23 protein-coding genes are annotated in these 15,708 nt (G+C 66.3%); 1 reads left to right on the top strand and 22 read right to left on the bottom strand.

All coding sequences use genetic code 11. The features are described 5' to 3' along the window. The first annotated feature begins 41 nt into the window (after positions 1 to 41). Complete coding sequence (locus CQ393_RS05240) at positions 42 to 1,586, top strand: amidase (RefSeq protein WP_228114299.1); 1,545 nt, start codon at positions 42 to 44, stop codon at positions 1,584 to 1,586. A gap of 24 nt (positions 1,587 to 1,610) precedes the next feature. Here the strand turns inward: CQ393_RS05240 and CQ393_RS05235 are convergent, their stop codons facing one another. The 22 genes from CQ393_RS05235 to rplP all read right to left on the bottom strand — a co-directional run bounded on the left by CQ393_RS05235 (position 1,611) and on the right by rplP (position 15,708). After that, positions 1,611 to 2,723, bottom strand: a complete 1,113-nt coding sequence (locus CQ393_RS05235) for a mechanosensitive ion channel domain-containing protein (protein WP_153190545.1) — start codon at positions 2,721 to 2,723, stop codon at positions 1,611 to 1,613. A 169-nt stretch (positions 2,724 to 2,892) separates the two neighbouring features. Beyond that, on the bottom strand, positions 2,893 to 4,275 hold the full coding sequence (locus tag CQ393_RS05230; protein ID WP_153190544.1) for a 3-deoxy-7-phosphoheptulonate synthase class II: 1,383 nt from the start codon (positions 4,273 to 4,275) through the stop codon (positions 2,893 to 2,895). Between the two features lie 36 nt (positions 4,276 to 4,311). Then, positions 4,312 to 4,827, bottom strand: a complete 516-nt coding sequence (locus tag CQ393_RS05225) for a disulfide bond formation protein B (protein WP_153190543.1) — start codon at positions 4,825 to 4,827, stop codon at positions 4,312 to 4,314. A gap of 771 nt (positions 4,828 to 5,598) precedes the next feature. Further along, positions 5,599 to 5,985 (bottom strand): 50S ribosomal protein L17, encoded by a 387-nt coding sequence (gene rplQ, locus CQ393_RS05220; protein WP_132862515.1) that lies wholly within the window; start codon positions 5,983 to 5,985, stop codon positions 5,599 to 5,601. 193 nt (positions 5,986 to 6,178) lie between these two features. Further along, the gene (rpoA, locus tag CQ393_RS05215; RefSeq protein WP_054663357.1) at positions 6,179 to 7,177 is read right to left on the bottom strand and encodes a DNA-directed RNA polymerase subunit alpha; all 999 of its coding nucleotides are present in this window, start codon (positions 7,175 to 7,177) and stop codon (positions 6,179 to 6,181) included. Positions 7,178 to 7,232: 55 nt separating this feature from the next. Then, positions 7,233 to 7,862 (bottom strand): 30S ribosomal protein S4, encoded by a 630-nt coding sequence (gene rpsD / locus CQ393_RS05210; protein ID WP_054663355.1) that lies wholly within the window; start codon positions 7,860 to 7,862, stop codon positions 7,233 to 7,235. Positions 7,863 to 7,876: 14 nt separating this feature from the next. Beyond that, a complete protein-coding gene (gene rpsK, locus CQ393_RS05205; protein ID WP_054663352.1) occupies positions 7,877 to 8,269 on the bottom strand; it encodes a 30S ribosomal protein S11 in 393 nt (130 codons plus the stop codon). Between the two features lie 13 nt (positions 8,270 to 8,282). Then, positions 8,283 to 8,639 carry a 30S ribosomal protein S13 gene (gene rpsM, locus CQ393_RS05200; RefSeq protein WP_054663350.1) on the bottom strand — a complete coding sequence of 119 codons (357 nt, stop codon included), beginning with the start codon at positions 8,637 to 8,639 and terminating at the stop codon, positions 8,283 to 8,285. A gap of 349 nt (positions 8,640 to 8,988) precedes the next feature. Next, entirely contained in the window at positions 8,989 to 10,344 is a 1,356-nt protein-coding gene (secY, locus tag CQ393_RS05195; protein ID WP_153190542.1) for a preprotein translocase subunit SecY, read from the bottom strand. Between the two features lie 7 nt (positions 10,345 to 10,351). Further along, positions 10,352 to 10,795 carry a 50S ribosomal protein L15 gene (gene rplO / locus CQ393_RS05190; protein WP_153190541.1) on the bottom strand — a complete coding sequence of 148 codons (444 nt, stop codon included), beginning with the start codon at positions 10,793 to 10,795 and terminating at the stop codon, positions 10,352 to 10,354. 6 nt (positions 10,796 to 10,801) lie between these two features. Then, entirely contained in the window at positions 10,802 to 10,993 is a 192-nt protein-coding gene (rpmD, locus tag CQ393_RS05185; protein ID WP_005408214.1) for a 50S ribosomal protein L30, read from the bottom strand. Continuing rightward, entirely contained in the window at positions 10,986 to 11,528 is a 543-nt protein-coding gene (gene rpsE / locus CQ393_RS05180; RefSeq protein WP_055767513.1) for a 30S ribosomal protein S5, read from the bottom strand. Before rpsE ends, rpmD begins: the two co-directional genes overlap by 8 nt. 160 nt (positions 11,529 to 11,688) lie before the next feature. Then, the gene (gene rplR / locus CQ393_RS05175; RefSeq protein ID WP_054663339.1) at positions 11,689 to 12,042 is read right to left on the bottom strand and encodes a 50S ribosomal protein L18; all 354 of its coding nucleotides are present in this window, start codon (positions 12,040 to 12,042) and stop codon (positions 11,689 to 11,691) included. A 33-nt stretch (positions 12,043 to 12,075) separates the two neighbouring features. Further along, positions 12,076 to 12,603, bottom strand: a complete 528-nt coding sequence (gene rplF, locus CQ393_RS05170) for a 50S ribosomal protein L6 (protein WP_153190540.1) — start codon at positions 12,601 to 12,603, stop codon at positions 12,076 to 12,078. A gap of 18 nt (positions 12,604 to 12,621) precedes the next feature. After that, positions 12,622 to 13,020, bottom strand: coding sequence for a 30S ribosomal protein S8 (gene rpsH, locus CQ393_RS05165; RefSeq protein WP_055767504.1), 399 nt, complete (start codon positions 13,018 to 13,020; stop codon positions 12,622 to 12,624). Between the two features lie 215 nt (positions 13,021 to 13,235). After that, positions 13,236 to 13,541, bottom strand: a complete 306-nt coding sequence (rpsN, locus tag CQ393_RS05160; protein WP_153190539.1) for a 30S ribosomal protein S14 — start codon at positions 13,539 to 13,541, stop codon at positions 13,236 to 13,238. 18 nt (positions 13,542 to 13,559) lie between these two features. Beyond that, a complete protein-coding gene (gene rplE, locus CQ393_RS05155; protein ID WP_153190538.1) occupies positions 13,560 to 14,102 on the bottom strand; it encodes a 50S ribosomal protein L5 in 543 nt (180 codons plus the stop codon). 11 nt (positions 14,103 to 14,113) lie between these two features. Beyond that, a complete protein-coding gene (gene rplX / locus CQ393_RS05150) occupies positions 14,114 to 14,431 on the bottom strand; it encodes a 50S ribosomal protein L24 (RefSeq protein ID WP_054663326.1) in 318 nt (105 codons plus the stop codon). Between the two features lie 16 nt (positions 14,432 to 14,447). Continuing rightward, positions 14,448 to 14,816 carry a 50S ribosomal protein L14 gene (rplN, locus tag CQ393_RS05145; RefSeq protein ID WP_003479595.1) on the bottom strand — a complete coding sequence of 123 codons (369 nt, stop codon included), beginning with the start codon at positions 14,814 to 14,816 and terminating at the stop codon, positions 14,448 to 14,450. A 12-nt stretch (positions 14,817 to 14,828) separates the two neighbouring features. Then, entirely contained in the window at positions 14,829 to 15,098 is a 270-nt protein-coding gene (gene rpsQ / locus CQ393_RS05140) for a 30S ribosomal protein S17 (protein WP_153190537.1), read from the bottom strand. A gap of 11 nt (positions 15,099 to 15,109) precedes the next feature. Next, on the bottom strand, positions 15,110 to 15,295 hold the full coding sequence (rpmC, locus tag CQ393_RS05135) for a 50S ribosomal protein L29 (RefSeq protein WP_055767495.1): 186 nt from the start codon (positions 15,293 to 15,295) through the stop codon (positions 15,110 to 15,112). Further along, complete coding sequence (gene rplP / locus CQ393_RS05130; protein ID WP_054663318.1) at positions 15,295 to 15,708, bottom strand: 50S ribosomal protein L16; 414 nt, start codon at positions 15,706 to 15,708, stop codon at positions 15,295 to 15,297. The genes rpmC and rplP overlap by 1 nt, the downstream gene beginning before the upstream one ends.

The following is a 15,708-nucleotide window of genomic DNA, read 5'->3' as shown; positions in this document are numbered from 1 at the left end:
CGAAGTCTTTCCGACTGCTCCTGCCCGTGCTGGCGGCAGCGCTGTGCTGCGCCTGCCAGCGCACCTCCAGCGCCAGTCCGGCCGCCGCGCAGCCGTTCCCCTACCAGGAAGCGGGCATCGCCGAGCTGCAGGCGCGCATGACCGCCGGCGAGCTGGACAGCGTCACCCTCACCGACGCCTACCTGCGCCGCATCGCCGAGCTGGACCGGGCCGGCCCCACGCTGCGTTCGGTGATCGAGATCAACCCCGCCGCGCGCCGCGAAGCCGCGCAGCGCGACGCCGAGCGCCGCGCCGGACGCGTGCGCGGTCCGCTGCACGGCATGCCGGTCCTGCTCAAGGACAACATCGGCGCCACGCCCATGCACAACACCGCCGGCTCGCTGGCGCTGAAGAACTTCCGGCCGCAGCGCGACGCCTTCCTGGTGCAGCGCCTGCGCGAGGCCGGCGCGGTGATCCTGGGCAAGACCAACCTGAGCGAATGGGCCAACTTCCGTTCCACCCGCTCGACCTCGGGCTGGAGCGCGCTCGGTGGGCAGACCCGCAACCCGTACGCGCTGGACCACAACCCCTGCGGGTCCAGTTCGGGCAGCGCCGTGGCCGTGGCCGCCAACCTGGCGGTGGCCGCGGTCGGCACCGAAACCGACGGCAGCATCGTCTGCCCGGCGGCGGCCAACGGCATCGTCGGACTCAAGCCGACCGTGGGGCTGGTCAGCCGCGACGGCATCATCCCCATTTCCTTCAGCCAGGACACCGCCGGCCCGATGGCGCGCAGCGTCGCCGACGCCGCGCTGCTGCTCGGCGCGATGGCCGGCCGCGACGAATCCGATCCCGCCACGGCGGCCATGCCGGGACGCGCCGTGTACGACTACGGCGCGCGGCTGCGTCCGGACGCGCTGCGCGGCGCGCGCATCGGCGTACTGCGCAACGCGCTGGGCGACCGCCCGGAAATCAGGCCGCTGCTGGACCAGGCGGTGGCCGTGCTGCGTGCCGCCGGCGCCACCGTGATCGAGACCACGCTGCCCGGCGAGGACGGCTGGGAGAAGGACGAGCTGACGGTCCTGCTGTACGAGTTCAAGCACGGCCTGAACCGCTATTTCGGGCAATGGCGTACGCCGGTGGGCTCGCTCGGCGCGCTGATCGCGTTCAACCGCGCCCATGCCGCGCAGGAAATGCCGTTCTTCGCGCAGGAGCTGCTGGAACAGGCCGACGCCGCCGGTTCGCTCAACGATCCGGCCTATATCGCCGCGCGCGGCAACGCGCGGCGGCTCGCCGGCCCGGAGGGCATCGACGCCGCGCTGCGCGCCGACCGGCTCGACGCGCTGGTCGCGCCCACCACCGGCGCCGCCTGGCGCACCACGCCGGGCCAGGGCGACGCATACCCGGGCGGCAGCTACGGCGCCGCCGCGGTGGCCGGCTACCCGAGCCTGAGCGTGCCCATGGGCCACGCCGATGGCCTGCCGCTGGGACTGTTGTTCATGGGAACCGCCTGGAGCGAGCCGCGCCTGCTGGAATTGGGGCACGCCTACGAACAGCTGACGCGGGCGCGCAGGCCGCCGGCGTTAGCGGACACGGTCCCGGCCCACTGACAACAGAGGCGACGAGGCCGGCCCCTACGCCGGCGCGCCGTCCTCCGCGCCCGGCGAACGCACATCCTCCGGCACGCCGTCCTGCAGCGGATGCGGCGCCTCGGCTTGGCGCCCGATCTCCGCGCGCAGCCGCGGCAGGGCATAGGGATGCTCCCGCGTCAGGAAATCGATCATGCGCTCGCGCACGATGCAGCGCAGGTCGAAGGCGTCGCCGGAATTGCGCGCGCTCACCAGCAGCCGCACCTGGATGGCGCGTTCGCTCGTCTCGGTCACCTGCGTCACGCAGACGCGTCCGTCCCACAACTGCGCCTCGTGGCAGATGCGTTCCAGCTCGGCGCGCACCGCCGCGACCGGCGTACGGTAGTCCAGCCACAGGAACGCGGTTCCCAGCAGATCAGCGCTGCGTCGGGTCCAGTTCTGGAACGGGTTCTCGATGAACCACGACAGCGGCACCACCATGCGCCGCTCGTCCCAGATCCGCACCACCACGTACGAACTGCCGATCTCCTCGATCCGCCCCCACTCGCCTTCCACGATCACCACGTCGTCCAGCCGGATCGGCTGGGTCAGCGCGATCTGCAGCCCGGCGATCAGGTTGCCGAACACCGGCCTGGCGGCGATGCCGGCCACCAGGCCGACGATGCCCGCCGAGGCCAGCAGGGTCTTGCCGACCTGCCGTACCTGCGGGAAGGTCAGCAGCACCACCGCCACGCCGAACAGCACGATCGCGCCCATCAGCACCCGGCTCAGCACCCGGGTCTGGGTCTGGATGCGGCGTGCGGCAAGGTTGTCGGCCACCTCGATCGGGTGGTTGCGCAGGATCGCGCGCTCGCCCGCGGCTACCGCACGCACCAGCAGCCAGGTCAGGCACGCCACCACGCCCACGTGCAGCAGGTGCTGCATCGCCTGCAGCGCCCGCCCGTGCAGCGGGGTCGCGCCCAGCGCCATCTCCAGGAACAGCAGCGGCAGGAAGAACGCCAGCGGCAGGCTCACCACGCGCACGATGCGTGCGCGCCGGTAGTCGCGCCCCTGGGTGCGCCGGAACAGCCACAGCATCAACGTCCAGACGACGAAGCCGGCGAGAATCGCCGCCCCCAGCGGCAATGCGTAGGTGCGTATGACGGTCCAGTCGGCCATCGATGCGTATCCTCCGGGGAGACGAACGGATGTGCCGCGCATGATGCGCCAGGCGGCATGATCGCGATGTCATGCCGCAGGCGGGCCGCTTTCGGCCATCCTTCTCCTGTCCTGCGGATGCGCTTTCGTTCCGCGTGCGCCCGCGGCGTCCGCCACGCCTTGCCGGAGGCTAGGCTTCCGGCGCCTGCTGCCGCTTGCGCACGATCGCCATCGCGATCTCCAGCGACTGCTCGTAGTTCAGTCGGGGGTCGACCGTCGAACGATAGGCGCGCTCCAGGTCGCGGTCCGTCAGCTCGCGGGCGCCGCCGGTGCACTCGGTCACGTCCTCGCCGGTCAGTTCCAGGTGCACGCCGCCCAGCCGCGTGCCGGCCGCGGCGTGCAGGTCGAACGAAGCCTCGACCTCAGCCAGGACGTTGTCGAAACGGCGGGTCTTGTAGCCGTTGCTGGTGCTCTCGGTATTGCCGTGCATCGCATCGCACACCCACAGCACGCGGCGGCCGTCGCGCTTCACCGCGTCCAGCAGCGGCGGCAGCTTTTCCGCGATCTGCGCAGCGCCCATGCGATGGATGAAGCTCAGCCGGCCCGGCTCGTCGTCGGGATTGAGCGCGTCGATCAGGCGCAGCAGCTGGTCCGGCTGCACCGACGGCCCGACCTTGATCGCGATCGGGTTGCGCACGCCGCGCAGGTACTCCACGTGCGCGCCTTCCAGCGCCGCGGTACGCATGCCGATCCAAGGGTAGTGCGTGCTCAGGTTGAACCAGCCGTGCTGGCGCGGCACCTGCCGGGTCAACGCCTGCTCGTAGGGCAGCAGCAGCGCTTCGTGCGAGGTGTAGAAATCGACCCGGTTGAGGTTGTGCACCTGGGCGCCGGACAGGGTCTCCATGAAGCGCACCGCATCGCCGATGGAACCGACCATCTTCTGGTACTCCGCCGCCAGCGGCGAGCAGCCCATCCAGCTCAGGTTCCAGTACTCGGGATGGTGCAGGTCGGCGAAACCGCCGTCGATCAGCGCGCGCACGAAGTTCATCGTCAGCGCCGACCGCGAATGCGCGACGATCATGCGCTGCGGGTCGGGCACGCGCGCGGCCTCGGTGAACTCGGGCGCGTTGATCACGTCGCCGCGATAGCTGGGCAGGGTCACCCCGTCGCGCGTTTCGGTATCGGCCGAACGCGGCTTGGCGTACTGCCCGGCGAAGCGCCCGACCCGTATCACCGGCTTGCGCAGCCCGTGCACCAGCACCAGGCTCATCTGCAGCAGCACCTTGAGCCGGTTGGAGATCGTGCCGGATTCGCAATCGGCGAAGTTCTCCGCGCAATCGCCGCCCTGCAACAGGAAGCGCCGGCCCTCCTGCGCCTCGGCCAGTTGCTGCTTGAGCGCGAGGATCTCCCACGACGTCACCAGCGGCGGCAGCTGGCGCAGCTGCGCCAGCGCCGCTTCCAGCGCCTGCGGATCGGGATAGGTCGGCATCTGCAGCGCAGGCCGCCCACGCCAGCTGTCCGGCGCCCAGTTCGATGCGGAGGCGGCCGGGGACAAGGAGTGGGACAGGTTCATGCGGTTACCGTTGCGATGCGTGGGGGAATCGGGGAATCAGAACAGGCGCGTCCTGCGCGCGCGCAGGCCGGCATACAGCGCCCAGATGGCAAGCAGCGCGAACCACACCAGGCTCCACATCGGCATGCTCAGGCCCAGGAACGTCCAGTCGATGTTGCCGCAGTCGCCGGTGCCGGTGAGTACGGTGCGGAACACCTCGAACGGCCCCATGGTCTCGCTGAGGAAACCCAGCGGCGGACCGCAGCTGCTGCCCAGGTCCTTCGGCAGCAGCTGCACGTAGACGTGGCGCCCGGCGATGCCGGCGCCCACGGCCGCGGCGACGAACGCCAGCACGCCATACAGGCTGCGGCCGCCGCGCGACGACGGACCATGCAGCGCGCCCAGCAGGAACACCAGGCCCAGCGCGGCGAAGGCGATGCGTTGGAAGATGCACAACGGGCAAGGCTCCAGCCCCATCTTCAACTGCATGTAGATCGCGAACGCCAGAAGGCCGGCGCATGCCAGGAAACCCAGCAGGCACTGCGCGCGGAAACTCCACCGCAAAGGATTCATCACGTCATCCCGGATCAATGATCCGGCAAGCGTAGCAGGCCCGCCGCCGCGCGGCAGCACCGCGGGGCATGACGATGCCGCATAAGCCCCGGCCTGGGTTCCAACGCGCGGCTCGCATGTCCGCTGCGACGACAGTGGCATCTGCAGCCAGATCCGGCAACCGTCCGACAACTCCCCCGAATCTCGATGGACGGCCTACAGCTGCCCGCCAGCGGCCCCGGCTTTCCCGCAGGCGCGCGATACATCGCCGCTCCAAGGCCGTCGCGGATCCGCCAGAAACGAAAAAACCGGCCAAAGTAGGGTTCTCGTTTGCATCTTTCGCGTATGCCCGCCACGACGACAGGCATCCGCAGCCTATCCGGCAGCCGTCCGACAATTCCCCGGAATATCGATGGACGGCCTGCAGCCGCCCGCCAGCGGCACCAGCTTCCCGCAGGCGCGCGATACATCGCTGCTCCGGGACCGTCGCGGGTCCGCCGGAAACGAAAATACCGGCCAGGGCCGGATTCTCGTTTGCATCTTTCGCGCATGCCCGCCGCGACGACGACAGCGCATTCGCAGCCGGATCCGGCAGCCGTCGCCGTCCGACAGCTCAGCCGTTCGACAACTCCCCAGAACCTCAATGGACGGCCTGTCGCTGCCCGCCAACGGCCCCGGCTTTCCCCCAGGCGCGCGATACATCGCCGCTCCGAGGCCGTCGCAGATCCGTCAGAAACGAAAAACCCGGCCAGGGCCGGGTTCTCGTTTGCATCTTTGTCGCGGAAGGCGCGATTACTCGGCCACTTCCTCGGCAACGGCAGCCGGGCGATCCACCAGCTCGACGTAGGCCATCGGCGCGTTGTCGCCGGCGCGGAAGCCGCACTTCAGCAGGCGCAGGTAGCCGCCCGGACGGGTGGCGTAGCGCGGGCCGAGGATGGTGAACAGGTTGCCGACGGCTTCCTTGTCGCGCAGGCGGGCGAACGCCAGGCGGCGGTTGGCGACGGAGTCGACCTTGGCCAGGGTGATCAGCGGCTCGGCGACGCGGCGCAGTTCCTTGGCCTTGGGCAGGGTGGTCTTGATCAGTTCGTGCTTGAACAGCGAGGCGGCCATGTTCTTGAACATCGCTTCGCGGTGGGCGCTGGTGCGGCTGAACTTGCGGCCCGACTTCTGGTGGCGCATGGGTCTATTCCTTGGTCAATGATGGTTCGTTGGACTTCGTTGTCGCCATCCTGGCGTTGCTGCTGTGGACTGCGGATGGTCCTGGCCGCCCTTTCCGTGGACGACCGGCGCCGCGGCTTTGAAGCCGTCGGCGCGGGTACTGCCTGCAGCATTCCCCCGCATGGTCACCCATGCGGAGGAACAGATGCTGCCATCAACCCAGCATGCCGTGGGCGGAGACGCCGGCCGGCGGCCAGTTCTCCAGCTTCATGCCGAGCGACAGGCCACGCTGGGCCAGCACTTCCTTGATCTCGGTCAGCGACTTCTTGCCGAGGTTCGGGGTCTTGAGCAGTTCCACTTCGGTCTTCTGGATCAGATCGCCGATGTAGTAGATGCTCTCGGCCTTCAGGCAGTTGGCCGAACGCACGGTCAGCTCCAGGTCGTCGATCGGGCGCAGCAGCACCGGATCCACGCCGTTGTTGGCCGGCTTGGCCGCACCGCGGTCGCGGTGGGTGAAGTCGCCGAACACCGACAGCTGGTCGCTGAGGATGTCGGCGGCGGTGCGCACGGCTTCCTCGGCGTCGATCGTGCCGTTGGTCTCGATGTCGATGACCAGCTTGTCCAGGTCGGTGCGCTGCTCGACGCGGGCCGCTTCCACGGCATAGGCGACGCGGCGGACCGGCGAGAACGAGGCGTCCAGGACCAGACGGCCGATGGCGCGGGTTTCTTCGTCGGGACGACGGCGCGAGGCCGCCGGCTGGTAGCCGAAGCCACGCTCGACCTTCAGGCGCATGTTGATCGCCGTGTCCTTGGTCAGGTTGCAGATGATCTGCTCGCCGTTGAGGACTTCGACGTTGTGGTCGACCTTGATGTCGGCGGCAGTCACCACACCCGGACCCTGCTTGGACAGGGAGATGGTGGCGCTGTCGCCCGAATGCATGCGGATGGCCACGTCCTTCAGGTTGAGCAGGACTTCGAGCACGTCCTCCTGCAGCCCTTCGACCGTGGTGTACTCATGCAGCACGCCGTCGATCTCGACTTCCGTGATGGCGAAGCCCGGGATGGACGACAGCAGCACGCGACGCAGGGCGTTGCCCAGCGTATGCCCGTAACCCCGCTCCAAGGGCTCGATAACGACCTTGGCGCGGGTGTCGGTAAGGCGTTCGATCTGCGGACCGCGGGGACGCAGAACCTGGTTGGCGGTAACCGTCATGTTGCGGGTTCTCCTAGTGAACCCCCGGCCGTCGCCGGGGGTTCTCCAATGTGAATTACTTCGAGTACAGCTCGACGATCAGCGCTTCGTTGATGTCCGCCGGCAGGTCGGCGCGATCCGGCACGGCCTTGAACACGCCGCTGAACTTCTTCGAATCGACTTCGACCCACGACGGGCTCAGGTCATGCTGTTCGGCGATGGTCAGGGCTTCCTGCACGCGCAGCTGCTTGGCAGCCTTCTCGGACAGGGCGATCGCGTCGCCGGCCTTGACCTGGTACGAAGCCAGGTTGACCGACTTGCCGTTCACGGTGACGCCGCGGTGCGAGACCAGCTGGCGCGCGGCCGGGCGGGTCACGGCGAAGCCCATGCGGTAGACGACGTTGTCCAGGCGGGTTTCCAGCAGCTGCAGCAGGTTCTCGCCGGTGTTGCCCTTCTTGGTCGAGGCCTTCTTGTAGTAGTTGCGGAACTGGCGCTCCAGCAGGCCGTAGATGCGCTTGACCTTCTGCTTCTCGCGCAGCTGGGTGGCGTAGTCGGACAGCTTGCCCTTGCGGGCGGTAGCGCCGTGCTGGCCGGGCTTCTGCTCCAGCTTGCACTTGGAGTCCAGCGCGCGGGCGGGGCTCTTCAGCGACAGGTCGGCGCCTTCGCGACGGGCGAGCTTACAGGTAGGACCGATATAACGAGCCATTTCTTATCGCTCCTTTAGACGCGACGCTTCTTCGGCGGACGGCACCCGTTGTGCGGGATAGGCGTCACGTCGATGATGTTGGTGATCTTGTAGCCGACGTTGTTCAACGAACGCACGGCCGACTCACGGCCCGGACCCGGACCCTTGATACGGACTTCCAGCGACTTCACGCCGTAGTCCAGCGCGGCCTTGCCGGCCTTTTCGGCGGCGACCTGCGCGGCGAACGGGGTCGACTTGCGCGAACCGCGGAAGCCGGCACCACCGGAGGTCGCCCAGGACAGTGCATTGCCCTGGCGGTCGGTGATGGTCACGATGGTGTTGTTGAAAGAAGCGTGGACGTGGGCGACGCCGTCGGTGATGACGCGCTTGATCTTCTTCTTGGTCTTAGCAGCAGCGGGCTTAGCCATTTTCTAGGGTCCCTTACTTCTTAAGCGCCTTGCGCGGACCCTTGCGGGTACGGGCATTGGTCTTGGTGCGCTGACCACGCAGCGGCAGGCCGCGACGGTGACGCAGGCCGCGGTAGCAGCCCAGGTCCATCAGGCGCTTGATGGCGATGCCGACTTCACGACGCAGGTCGCCTTCGACGATGTACTTGCCCACTTCGAGGCGCAGACGGTCGATTTCCGGCTCCGACAGGTCGCGGATCTTGGTGGTCGAAGTGACGCCTGCGGCTTCGCAGACCTTCTTCGAGCGGGTACGGCCGATGCCGTAAATGCTTTGCAACCCGACCCAGACATGCTTCTGGGCTGGCAGGTTGACGCCTGCAATACGCGCCATGACGCGGTTCTCCAGCTGAGTGATGGCCGAATGCGCACCGCGTGGCGCGCCATTCCGGCAGGATGGATCAAAAAAGTGAACTAGCGATTCTAACAAGGCCTCGGTTTGCTTGGAAGTCCGTGGAACACAAGGTTCCATGGACCCGGCGTGGGGAGTGTGCCCATGCTCCGGCGCCGGATGTGCCTGGCAGGGAGATCGCTCTCCGAGCCGCCCGCGCTACTCCCGCGCGGAACAACCACATCGCACCCCCACCCGAGACCGCTGCGGGGGCCGCCCTTCTGTCTTGAAGGCCTGCCCCGGGAACCGGGGCGGCGCTTCGCGCTATGAAGCGGAAAGTATAGCGGGTGAATCAGCCGCGCGCAAAACCGCCGCGGTTGCCGCCCTTCAGGTTCGCCTTCTTCAGCAGGCTCTCGTACTGTTGCGACATCAGGTGCGCCTGCACTTGGGCGATGAAGTCCATCACCACCACCACCACGATCAGCAGCGAGGTGCCGCCGAAGTAGAACGAGGCGTTCAGCTGCGTGCGCATCAGCTCCGGCAGCAGGCAGACGATCACCAGGTACAGCGAGCCGGCGGCGGTCAGGCGGGTCAGCACGCCGTCGATGTACTCGGCGGTGGCCTTGCCCGGACGGATGCCCGGGATCAGCGCGCCCGACTTCTTCAGGTTGTCGGCCGTTTCCTGCGAGTTGAACACCAGCGCGGTATAGAAGAACGCGAAACCGGTGATCAGCGCGGCGAACACGATCATGTGCAGCGGCTCGCCCGGGCCCAGCGCATTGGCCACCTTCTGCAGCCAGGTAGCCGAGCTGGCCTGGCCGGACCACATCGCCAGCGTGGCCGGGAAGGCCAGGATGCTGGACGCGAAGATGGCCGGGATCACGCCCGCCATGTTCAGCTTCAGCGGCAGGAACGAGGTCTGGTTCATGTACGCGTTGCGACCGCCCTGGCGGCGCGCGTAGTTGACCGTGATGCGGCGCTGGCCGCGCTCGACGAACACCACGAAATAGGTGAACGCCAGCACCACGATGACGATCAGCAGCAGCGAGATGAAGCTCATGTTGCCGTCGCGGTAGGCTTCCACGGTGTGGATGACCGCCGCCGGCAGGCCGGCGACGATGCCGGCGAAGATGATCAGCGAGACGCCGTTGCCGATGCCGCGCTCGGTCACCTGCTCGCCGACCCACATCAGGAAGATGGTACCGGCGGTCAGCGCGACCACCGCGGTGAGCACGAAGCCCATGCCCGGCGCGTAGACGACCGGCGCGCCGCCCGGCGACAGCTGGTTCTGCAGCGCCAGGGCGATCGAACCGCCCTGCACGATAGCCAGCAGCACCGCGCCGATGCGCGAATACTGGGTGATCTTGCGGCGTCCGGACTCGCCTTCCTTCTGCATGGCTTTCAGGGCCGGGAAGATGTGGACCGCCAGCTGCATCACGATCGATGCCGAGATGTACGGCATCACGTTCAAGGCGAAGATGCTGAAACGGTGCAGGGCGCCGCCCGAGAACATGTTGAACATGTCCACGATTCCGCCGCCCTGCGCCTGCATCAGCGCAAGCATGGCATCGGGATTGACGCCCGGCACCGGCACGTAGCAGCCGATGCGATAGACGAGCAATGCCCCGACTACGAACAGAAGACGCTGGCGAAGTTCAGTGAACTTGCCCATTCCGCCCGCGAGGTTACCGATGCCAGCTTGCGCCATGTTCCAGTTACTCCTGTACGCTGCCGCCGGCAGCTTCGATCGCGGCCTTGGCACCGGCCGTGGCGGCAACGCCCTTCAGGGTGAACGCCTTGGTCAGTTCGCCCTTGACGACGATCTTGGCCTTCTTGGCGGTGCTCGGGACCAGCTTGGCGGCACGCAGGGCGGCGAAATCGATCTCGCCGGCCGGCAGCTTGTCCAGCTGGTACAGCAGCACTTCAGCGGTGTCCTTGGCGATCGGCGAACGGAAGCCGATCTTCGGCAGACGGCGCTGCATCGGGGTCTGGCCGCCTTCGAAGCCGGCCTTGATCTTGCCGCCACCCTTGCGGGCGAACGAACCCTTGTGGCCGCGGCCGGCGGTCTTGCCCAGGCCGGAGCCGATACCGCGACCGACGCGGGTGCGCTCGGTGCGGGCGCCCGGTGCCGGGCTCAGTTCATTGAGACGCAGAGTCATGGTCGATTACTCCTCAACCTGGACGAGGTACTGAACCTTGTTGATCAGGCCGCGGACCTGCGGGCTGTCCTTCAGTTCACGCACATCGTTGAGCTTGTTCAGGCCCAGGGCACGCACCGACAGGCGGTGGCGCGACTGGGTTCCACGCAGGCCGCGCACCAGGCGCACCTTCACGGTCTTGTTGGACTCATTAGCCATGGTTGAGTTCCTCCACCTTCTTGCCGCGCTTGGCCGCGATGCGGGCCGGCGACTGCATGCCCGCCAGACCCTTCACGGTGGCGCGCACCAGGTTGATCGGGTTGCGCGAGCCGGTGGCCTTGGCCAGCACGTTCTTCACGCCAACCGCTTCGAGCACGGCACGCATGGCGCCGCCGGCGATCACGCCGGTACCTTCCGAAGCCGGCTGCATGAACACGCGGGCCGCGCCGTGGCCGTCCTTGACGGTGTGCCACAGGGTGCCGTTGTGCAGGTCCACGCTGACCAGGTTCTTGCGGGCCTGTTCCATCGACTTCTGGATGGCGACCGGCACTTCGCGCGCCTTGCCATAGCCGAAACCGACCTTGCCTTCGCCGTCGCCGACCACGGTCAGGGCGGTGAAGGTGAACTGGCGGCCACCCTTGACGGTCTTGCTGACGCGGTTGACCGCGACCAGCTTCTCGATCATGCCGTCGTCGATCTTTTCTTCGCGGTTGCGGTCGCGGTCGCGACCCCGCTGCTGACGTTCTTCTGCCATGTTGATTCCTTGGTTGTTGGGTATGTACGGCTCAGGGCCGCTTATGGTTGTGGAATGACACGTCGTTCCGGTGAGCCGCTGCAGAAGAACGGCGCCGTCCGGCCTCGCTCAGGCCGGCGAGCGGGTGGGCAGGGAACCCGAAGTCCCCTGCCCCGATCCCTTAGAACTGCAGGCCGGCCTCGCGCGCGGCATCCGCCAGGGCCTTGATGCGGCCGTGGTAGCGGTAGCCCGAACGATCGAAGGCGACCTTCTCGACACCGGCGGCCTTGGCGCGCTCGGCAACGATGCGGCCGACCTTGGCGGCGGCGTCGGCGTTCTTGCCGTTCTTCAGGCCGTCCTTGACGTCGGCCTGGGTGGTGTTGGCGGCAGCCAGCACCTTCGAGCCGTCGGCGGTGAAGACCTGCGCGTACAGGTGCTGGCCGGTGCGCAGCACCGACAGGCGCGGCACGCCCAGGGTGCGGATGTGCGAACGGGTCGACTTGGCGCGACGCAGGCGAGCGATGTTCTTGTTCATGATCTTTATCCTCGAAAGCTGAAAACCTAGGAATTAGGCCTTCTTGGCTTCCTTGCGAATGATGTTCTCACCGGCGTACTTCACACCCTTGCCCTTGTAGGGTTCCGGCGGACGGTAGCCACGGATCTTGGCGGCGACTTCGCCGACCACCTGCTTGTCCGCACCCTGCACGACGATTTCCGTCTGCGTCGGGGTGGCCAGGGTGATGCCTTCCGGCGCCACGAACACGACGGGGTGCGAGAAACCCAGCGACAGGTTCAGGTCCTTGCCCTGCATGGCGGCGCGGTAACCCACGCCCACCAGCTCCAGCTTCTTCTCGAAGCCTTCGGACACGCCCTTGACCATGTTGGCCAGGATCGCGCGGACGGTGCCGGTCAGAGCATCGAAGGACGCATCCTTCGGGTTCAGCGTGGCAACGCCGTTGTCGATGGTGATTTCAACGCCAGCGGCCTTGTTCAGCGACAGGGTGCCCTTCGGGCCCTTCACGCTCACGGATTCCGGCTGGATGTTCAGTTCAACGCCCTTGGGCAGGTTGATCGGCTTCTTGGCTACGCGGGACATGTTCTTATTCCTTCTCGCTTAGGCCACGAAGCACAGGACTTCACCGCCGACGCCCTGCTGGCGCGCCTGCGCATCGGTCATGATGCCCTTGGAAGTGGAGATGATGGCGATGCCCAGGCCGTTGAGGACCTTCGGCAGCTCGCTCTTGCCGCGGTACTGGCGCAGGCCCGAACGCGAGAAGCGCTTCAGGGTCGCGATGACCGGCTTGCCTTCGAAATACTTCAGGACGATTTCCAGCTCGGCCTTGTTGTTTTCCAGCTGGTTGACGCGCAGGTCGGTGATGTAACCCTCGTCCTTCAGGACCTGGGCAATCGCCACCTTGATCTTGGACGACGGCGCTTTCACCGTCTGCTTGCCAACCGCGGCCGCATTCTTGATGCGGACCAGCAGGTCGGCGATGGGATCAGTCATGCTCATGTGTATACCTTTGAGTGCACCGATATCCGCTTTCGCGAAAATCTCGAGTTTTCCCGGAATGGGCCGGGGCCCTGCCAACATCACCCGGCACTTTCGGCCGGGCAAGACGCGGGATTATACGACAAAAAGTCCGACTTGCGTCGGACTCCCTGTTTTGCCGGCAGGTCGCCCTTCCGGCCCGCCGGCCGGGCCCTGCGGCCCGGCACGGAGGTTTCTTACCAGCTGGCCTTGCGCAGGCCCGGCACGTCGCCACGCATGGTGGCTTCGCGCAGCTTGTTGCGGCCCAGGCCGAACTTGCGGTACACGCCACGCGGGCGGCCCGACAGTTCGCAGCGGTTGCGCTGGCGGCTCGGCGACGAATCGCGCGGCAGCTTGGACAGCTTGGTCGCCGCTTCGATCTTCTCTTCGTAGCTCGCGTCCTGCGAGGACACGATCTTCTTCAGAGCGGCACGCTTGTCGGCGTACTTCTTGGCCAGCTTTTCCCGCTTGATGTCGCGGTTGACCATGGAGGTCTTTGCCATTTCGGTTTCCTCGACGGATCAGTTACGGAACGGGAACTTGAACGCTGCCAGCAGCGCCTTCGCTTCCGCATCGGTCTTGGCGGTGGTGGTGATGGCGATATCCATGCCGCGGATCGCATCGACGGCGTCGAAGTCGATTTCCGGGAAGATGATCTGTTCCTTCACGCCCATGTTGTAGTTGCCGCGACCGTCGAACGAACGCCCCGACACGCCGCGGAAGTCACGCACGCGCGGCAGCGAGATGTTGATCAGGCGATCCAGGAATTCGAACATGGTGTTGCGGCGCAGGGTGACCTTGCAGCCGATCGGCCAGCCATCGCGGATCTTGAACGAGGCCACCGAGACGCGCGACTTGGTGACCACCGGCTTCTGGCCGGTGATCTTGGTCATGTCGGCCACGGCGTTCTCGAGCACCTTCTTGTTGGTCGCGGCTTCGCCGACGCCCATGTTGAGGGTGACCTTGACCAGCTTGGGCACTTCCATCGGATTGGTGTAGCCGAACTGCTTCATCAGCGCCGGCACCACTTCTTCCTTGTAGATTTTTTCGAGACGGGAAGTCATCAGCTCATTCCTCAGGCGTCAATCGCCTCACCACTGGAGCGGAACACACGCAGTTTGCGTCCATCCTCCAGCACCTTGAAGCCAACGCGCTCGCCCTTGCCCGAAGCCGGGTTCAGGACATTGACGTTGGAGATATGGATCGAAGCTTCACGCTCGACCACGCCGCCGGCAACACCTGCCTGCGGGTTCGGCTTGGTGTGCCGCTTGACGATGTTCACGTTGGCGACGACCACGCGGTCGCCGTCGACGCGGACGACTTCGCCCTGCTTGCCCTTGTCCTTGCCGGTGTTGACGACGACCTGGTCGCCCTTCTTGATACGGTTAGCCATGATTATCTCCTGTCGCTCACAGCACTTCGGGAGCGAGCGAGACGATCTTCATGAACTTCTCGGAACGAAGTTCACGGGTCACCGGCCCGAAGATGCGGGTGCCGATCGGCTCCTGCTTGTTGTTCAGCAGGACGGCGGCGTTGCCATCGAAACGGATCAGCGAACCGTCGGCGCGGCGCACGCCCTTGCGGGTGCGCACCACGACGGCGTCGTACACTTCGCCCTTCTTGACCTTGCCGCGCGGGATCGCGTCCTTCACGGTGACCTTGATGATGTCGCCGATGTGGGCATAACGGCGCTTCGAGCCGCCCAACACCTTGATGCACATCACTTCCTTGGCACCGGAGTTGTCAGCGACGTCGAGGTAGCTCTGCATCTGGATCATGATTCAGGCTCCTTATTTCGCTGCGCGGGTGATGACTTCCACCCCCCGCCAGTTCTTGGTCTTGGACAGCGGCGCAATCTCGGTCACACGCACGAAATCACCTTCGTTGCAGGTGTTCTCGGCGTCGTGAGCGTGCAGCTTGGTCGAACGCTTGATGTACTTGCCGTACAGGGCGTGCTTGACCTGGCGCTCCACCAGCACGGTGACCGTCTTGTCCATCTTGTTGCTGACGACGCGGCCTTCGACCGTGCGCAGCGTCTTGCTTTCAGTATTTTCGCTCATCGCAGCCATCCTTACTTCGTGCTGCCGATCAGGTGCTTGACGCGAGCGATCTCGCGGCGCACCCGGCGGGTTTCGTGGGTCTTCGGCAGCTGGCCGGTGGCGGCCTGCATGCGGAGCGAGAACTGCTCCTTGCGCAGGTCGACCAGGTGGGCCTTGAGTTCGTCAGCCGACTTCTCGCGGAGTTGTTTGATGTCCATCAGCGCACCGTCCGGGTCACGAAAGTGGTGGTGACCGAGAGCTTGGCCGACGCCAGGCGGAACGCCTCGCGCGCCACTTCCTCGGAAACACCTTCGATTTCATAGATCATGCGGCCCGGCTGGATCTGGGCGACCCAGTACTCCACGCCACCCTTACCGGCACCCATTCGGACTTCGATGGGCTTCTTGGTGATGGGCTTGTCCGGGAAAACGCGGATCCACATCTTGCCGCCACGCTTGACGTAACGGCTGATCGAACGACGGGCCGCTTCGATCTGGCGCGCGGTCAGCTGGCCGTGAGCGGTGGCCTTCAGGCCGTACTCACCGAAGCTGACGGCATTGGCGCTCCAGCTCAGGCCGTCGTTGCGGCCCTTGAACATCTTGCGGTATTTGGTTCGCTTGGGTTGCAACAT

Source organism: Stenotrophomonas sp. MYb238 (assembly GCF_009496535.1).
Lineage (GTDB): Bacteria > Pseudomonadota > Gammaproteobacteria > Xanthomonadales > Xanthomonadaceae > Stenotrophomonas.
The sequence above is the reverse complement of the archived record's forward strand: the minus strand, read 5'-3'. Positions and strand labels throughout refer to the sequence as shown.

What these genes read in the sequence shown, in the direction of transcription:
- CQ393_RS05235 (WP_153190545.1), bottom strand. Translation starts at nt 2,723, where the DNA reads ATGGCCGACTGGACCGTCATACGCACCTACGCATTGCCGCTGGGGGCG.
- CQ393_RS05230 (WP_153190544.1), bottom strand. Translation starts at nt 4,275, where the DNA reads ATGAACCTGTCCCACTCCTTGTCCCCGGCCGCCTCCGCATCGAACTGG.
- CQ393_RS05225 (WP_153190543.1), bottom strand. Translation starts at nt 4,827, where the DNA reads ATGAATCCTTTGCGGTGGAGTTTCCGCGCGCAGTGCCTGCTGGGTTTC.
- rplQ (WP_132862515.1), bottom strand. Translation starts at nt 5,985, where the DNA reads ATGCGCCACCAGAAGTCGGGCCGCAAGTTCAGCCGCACCAGCGCCCAC.
- rpoA (WP_054663357.1), bottom strand. Translation starts at nt 7,177, where the DNA reads ATGACGGTTACCGCCAACCAGGTTCTGCGTCCCCGCGGTCCGCAGATC.
- rpsD (WP_054663355.1), bottom strand. Translation starts at nt 7,862, where the DNA reads ATGGCTCGTTATATCGGTCCTACCTGTAAGCTCGCCCGTCGCGAAGGC.
- rpsK (WP_054663352.1), bottom strand. Translation starts at nt 8,269, where the DNA reads ATGGCTAAGCCCGCTGCTGCTAAGACCAAGAAGAAGATCAAGCGCGTC.
- rpsM (WP_054663350.1), bottom strand. Translation starts at nt 8,639, where the DNA reads ATGGCGCGTATTGCAGGCGTCAACCTGCCAGCCCAGAAGCATGTCTGG.
- secY (WP_153190542.1), bottom strand. Translation starts at nt 10,344, where the DNA reads ATGGCGCAAGCTGGCATCGGTAACCTCGCGGGCGGAATGGGCAAGTTC.
- rplO (WP_153190541.1), bottom strand. Translation starts at nt 10,795, where the DNA reads ATGACTCTGCGTCTCAATGAACTGAGCCCGGCACCGGGCGCCCGCACC.
- rpmD (WP_005408214.1), bottom strand. Translation starts at nt 10,993, where the DNA reads ATGGCTAATGAGTCCAACAAGACCGTGAAGGTGCGCCTGGTGCGCGGC.
- rpsE (WP_055767513.1), bottom strand. Translation starts at nt 11,528, where the DNA reads ATGGCAGAAGAACGTCAGCAGCGGGGTCGCGACCGCGACCGCAACCGC.
- rplR (WP_054663339.1), bottom strand. Translation starts at nt 12,042, where the DNA reads ATGAACAAGAACATCGCTCGCCTGCGTCGCGCCAAGTCGACCCGTTCG.
- rplF (WP_153190540.1), bottom strand. Translation starts at nt 12,603, where the DNA reads ATGTCCCGCGTAGCCAAGAAGCCGATCAACCTGCCCAAGGGCGTTGAA.
- rpsH (WP_055767504.1), bottom strand. Translation starts at nt 13,020, where the DNA reads ATGAGCATGACTGATCCCATCGCCGACCTGCTGGTCCGCATCAAGAAT.
- rpsN (WP_153190539.1), bottom strand. Translation starts at nt 13,541, where the DNA reads ATGGCAAAGACCTCCATGGTCAACCGCGACATCAAGCGGGAAAAGCTG.
- rplE (WP_153190538.1), bottom strand. Translation starts at nt 14,102, where the DNA reads ATGACTTCCCGTCTCGAAAAAATCTACAAGGAAGAAGTGGTGCCGGCG.
- rplX (WP_054663326.1), bottom strand. Translation starts at nt 14,431, where the DNA reads ATGGCTAACCGTATCAAGAAGGGCGACCAGGTCGTCGTCAACACCGGC.
- rplN (WP_003479595.1), bottom strand. Translation starts at nt 14,816, where the DNA reads ATGATCCAGATGCAGAGCTACCTCGACGTCGCTGACAACTCCGGTGCC.
- rpsQ (WP_153190537.1), bottom strand. Translation starts at nt 15,098, where the DNA reads ATGAGCGAAAATACTGAAAGCAAGACGCTGCGCACGGTCGAAGGCCGC.
- rpmC (WP_055767495.1), bottom strand. Translation starts at nt 15,295, where the DNA reads ATGGACATCAAACAACTCCGCGAGAAGTCGGCTGACGAACTCAAGGCC.
- rplP (WP_054663318.1), bottom strand. Translation starts at nt 15,708, where the DNA reads ATGTTGCAACCCAAGCGAACCAAATACCGCAAGATGTTCAAGGGCCGC.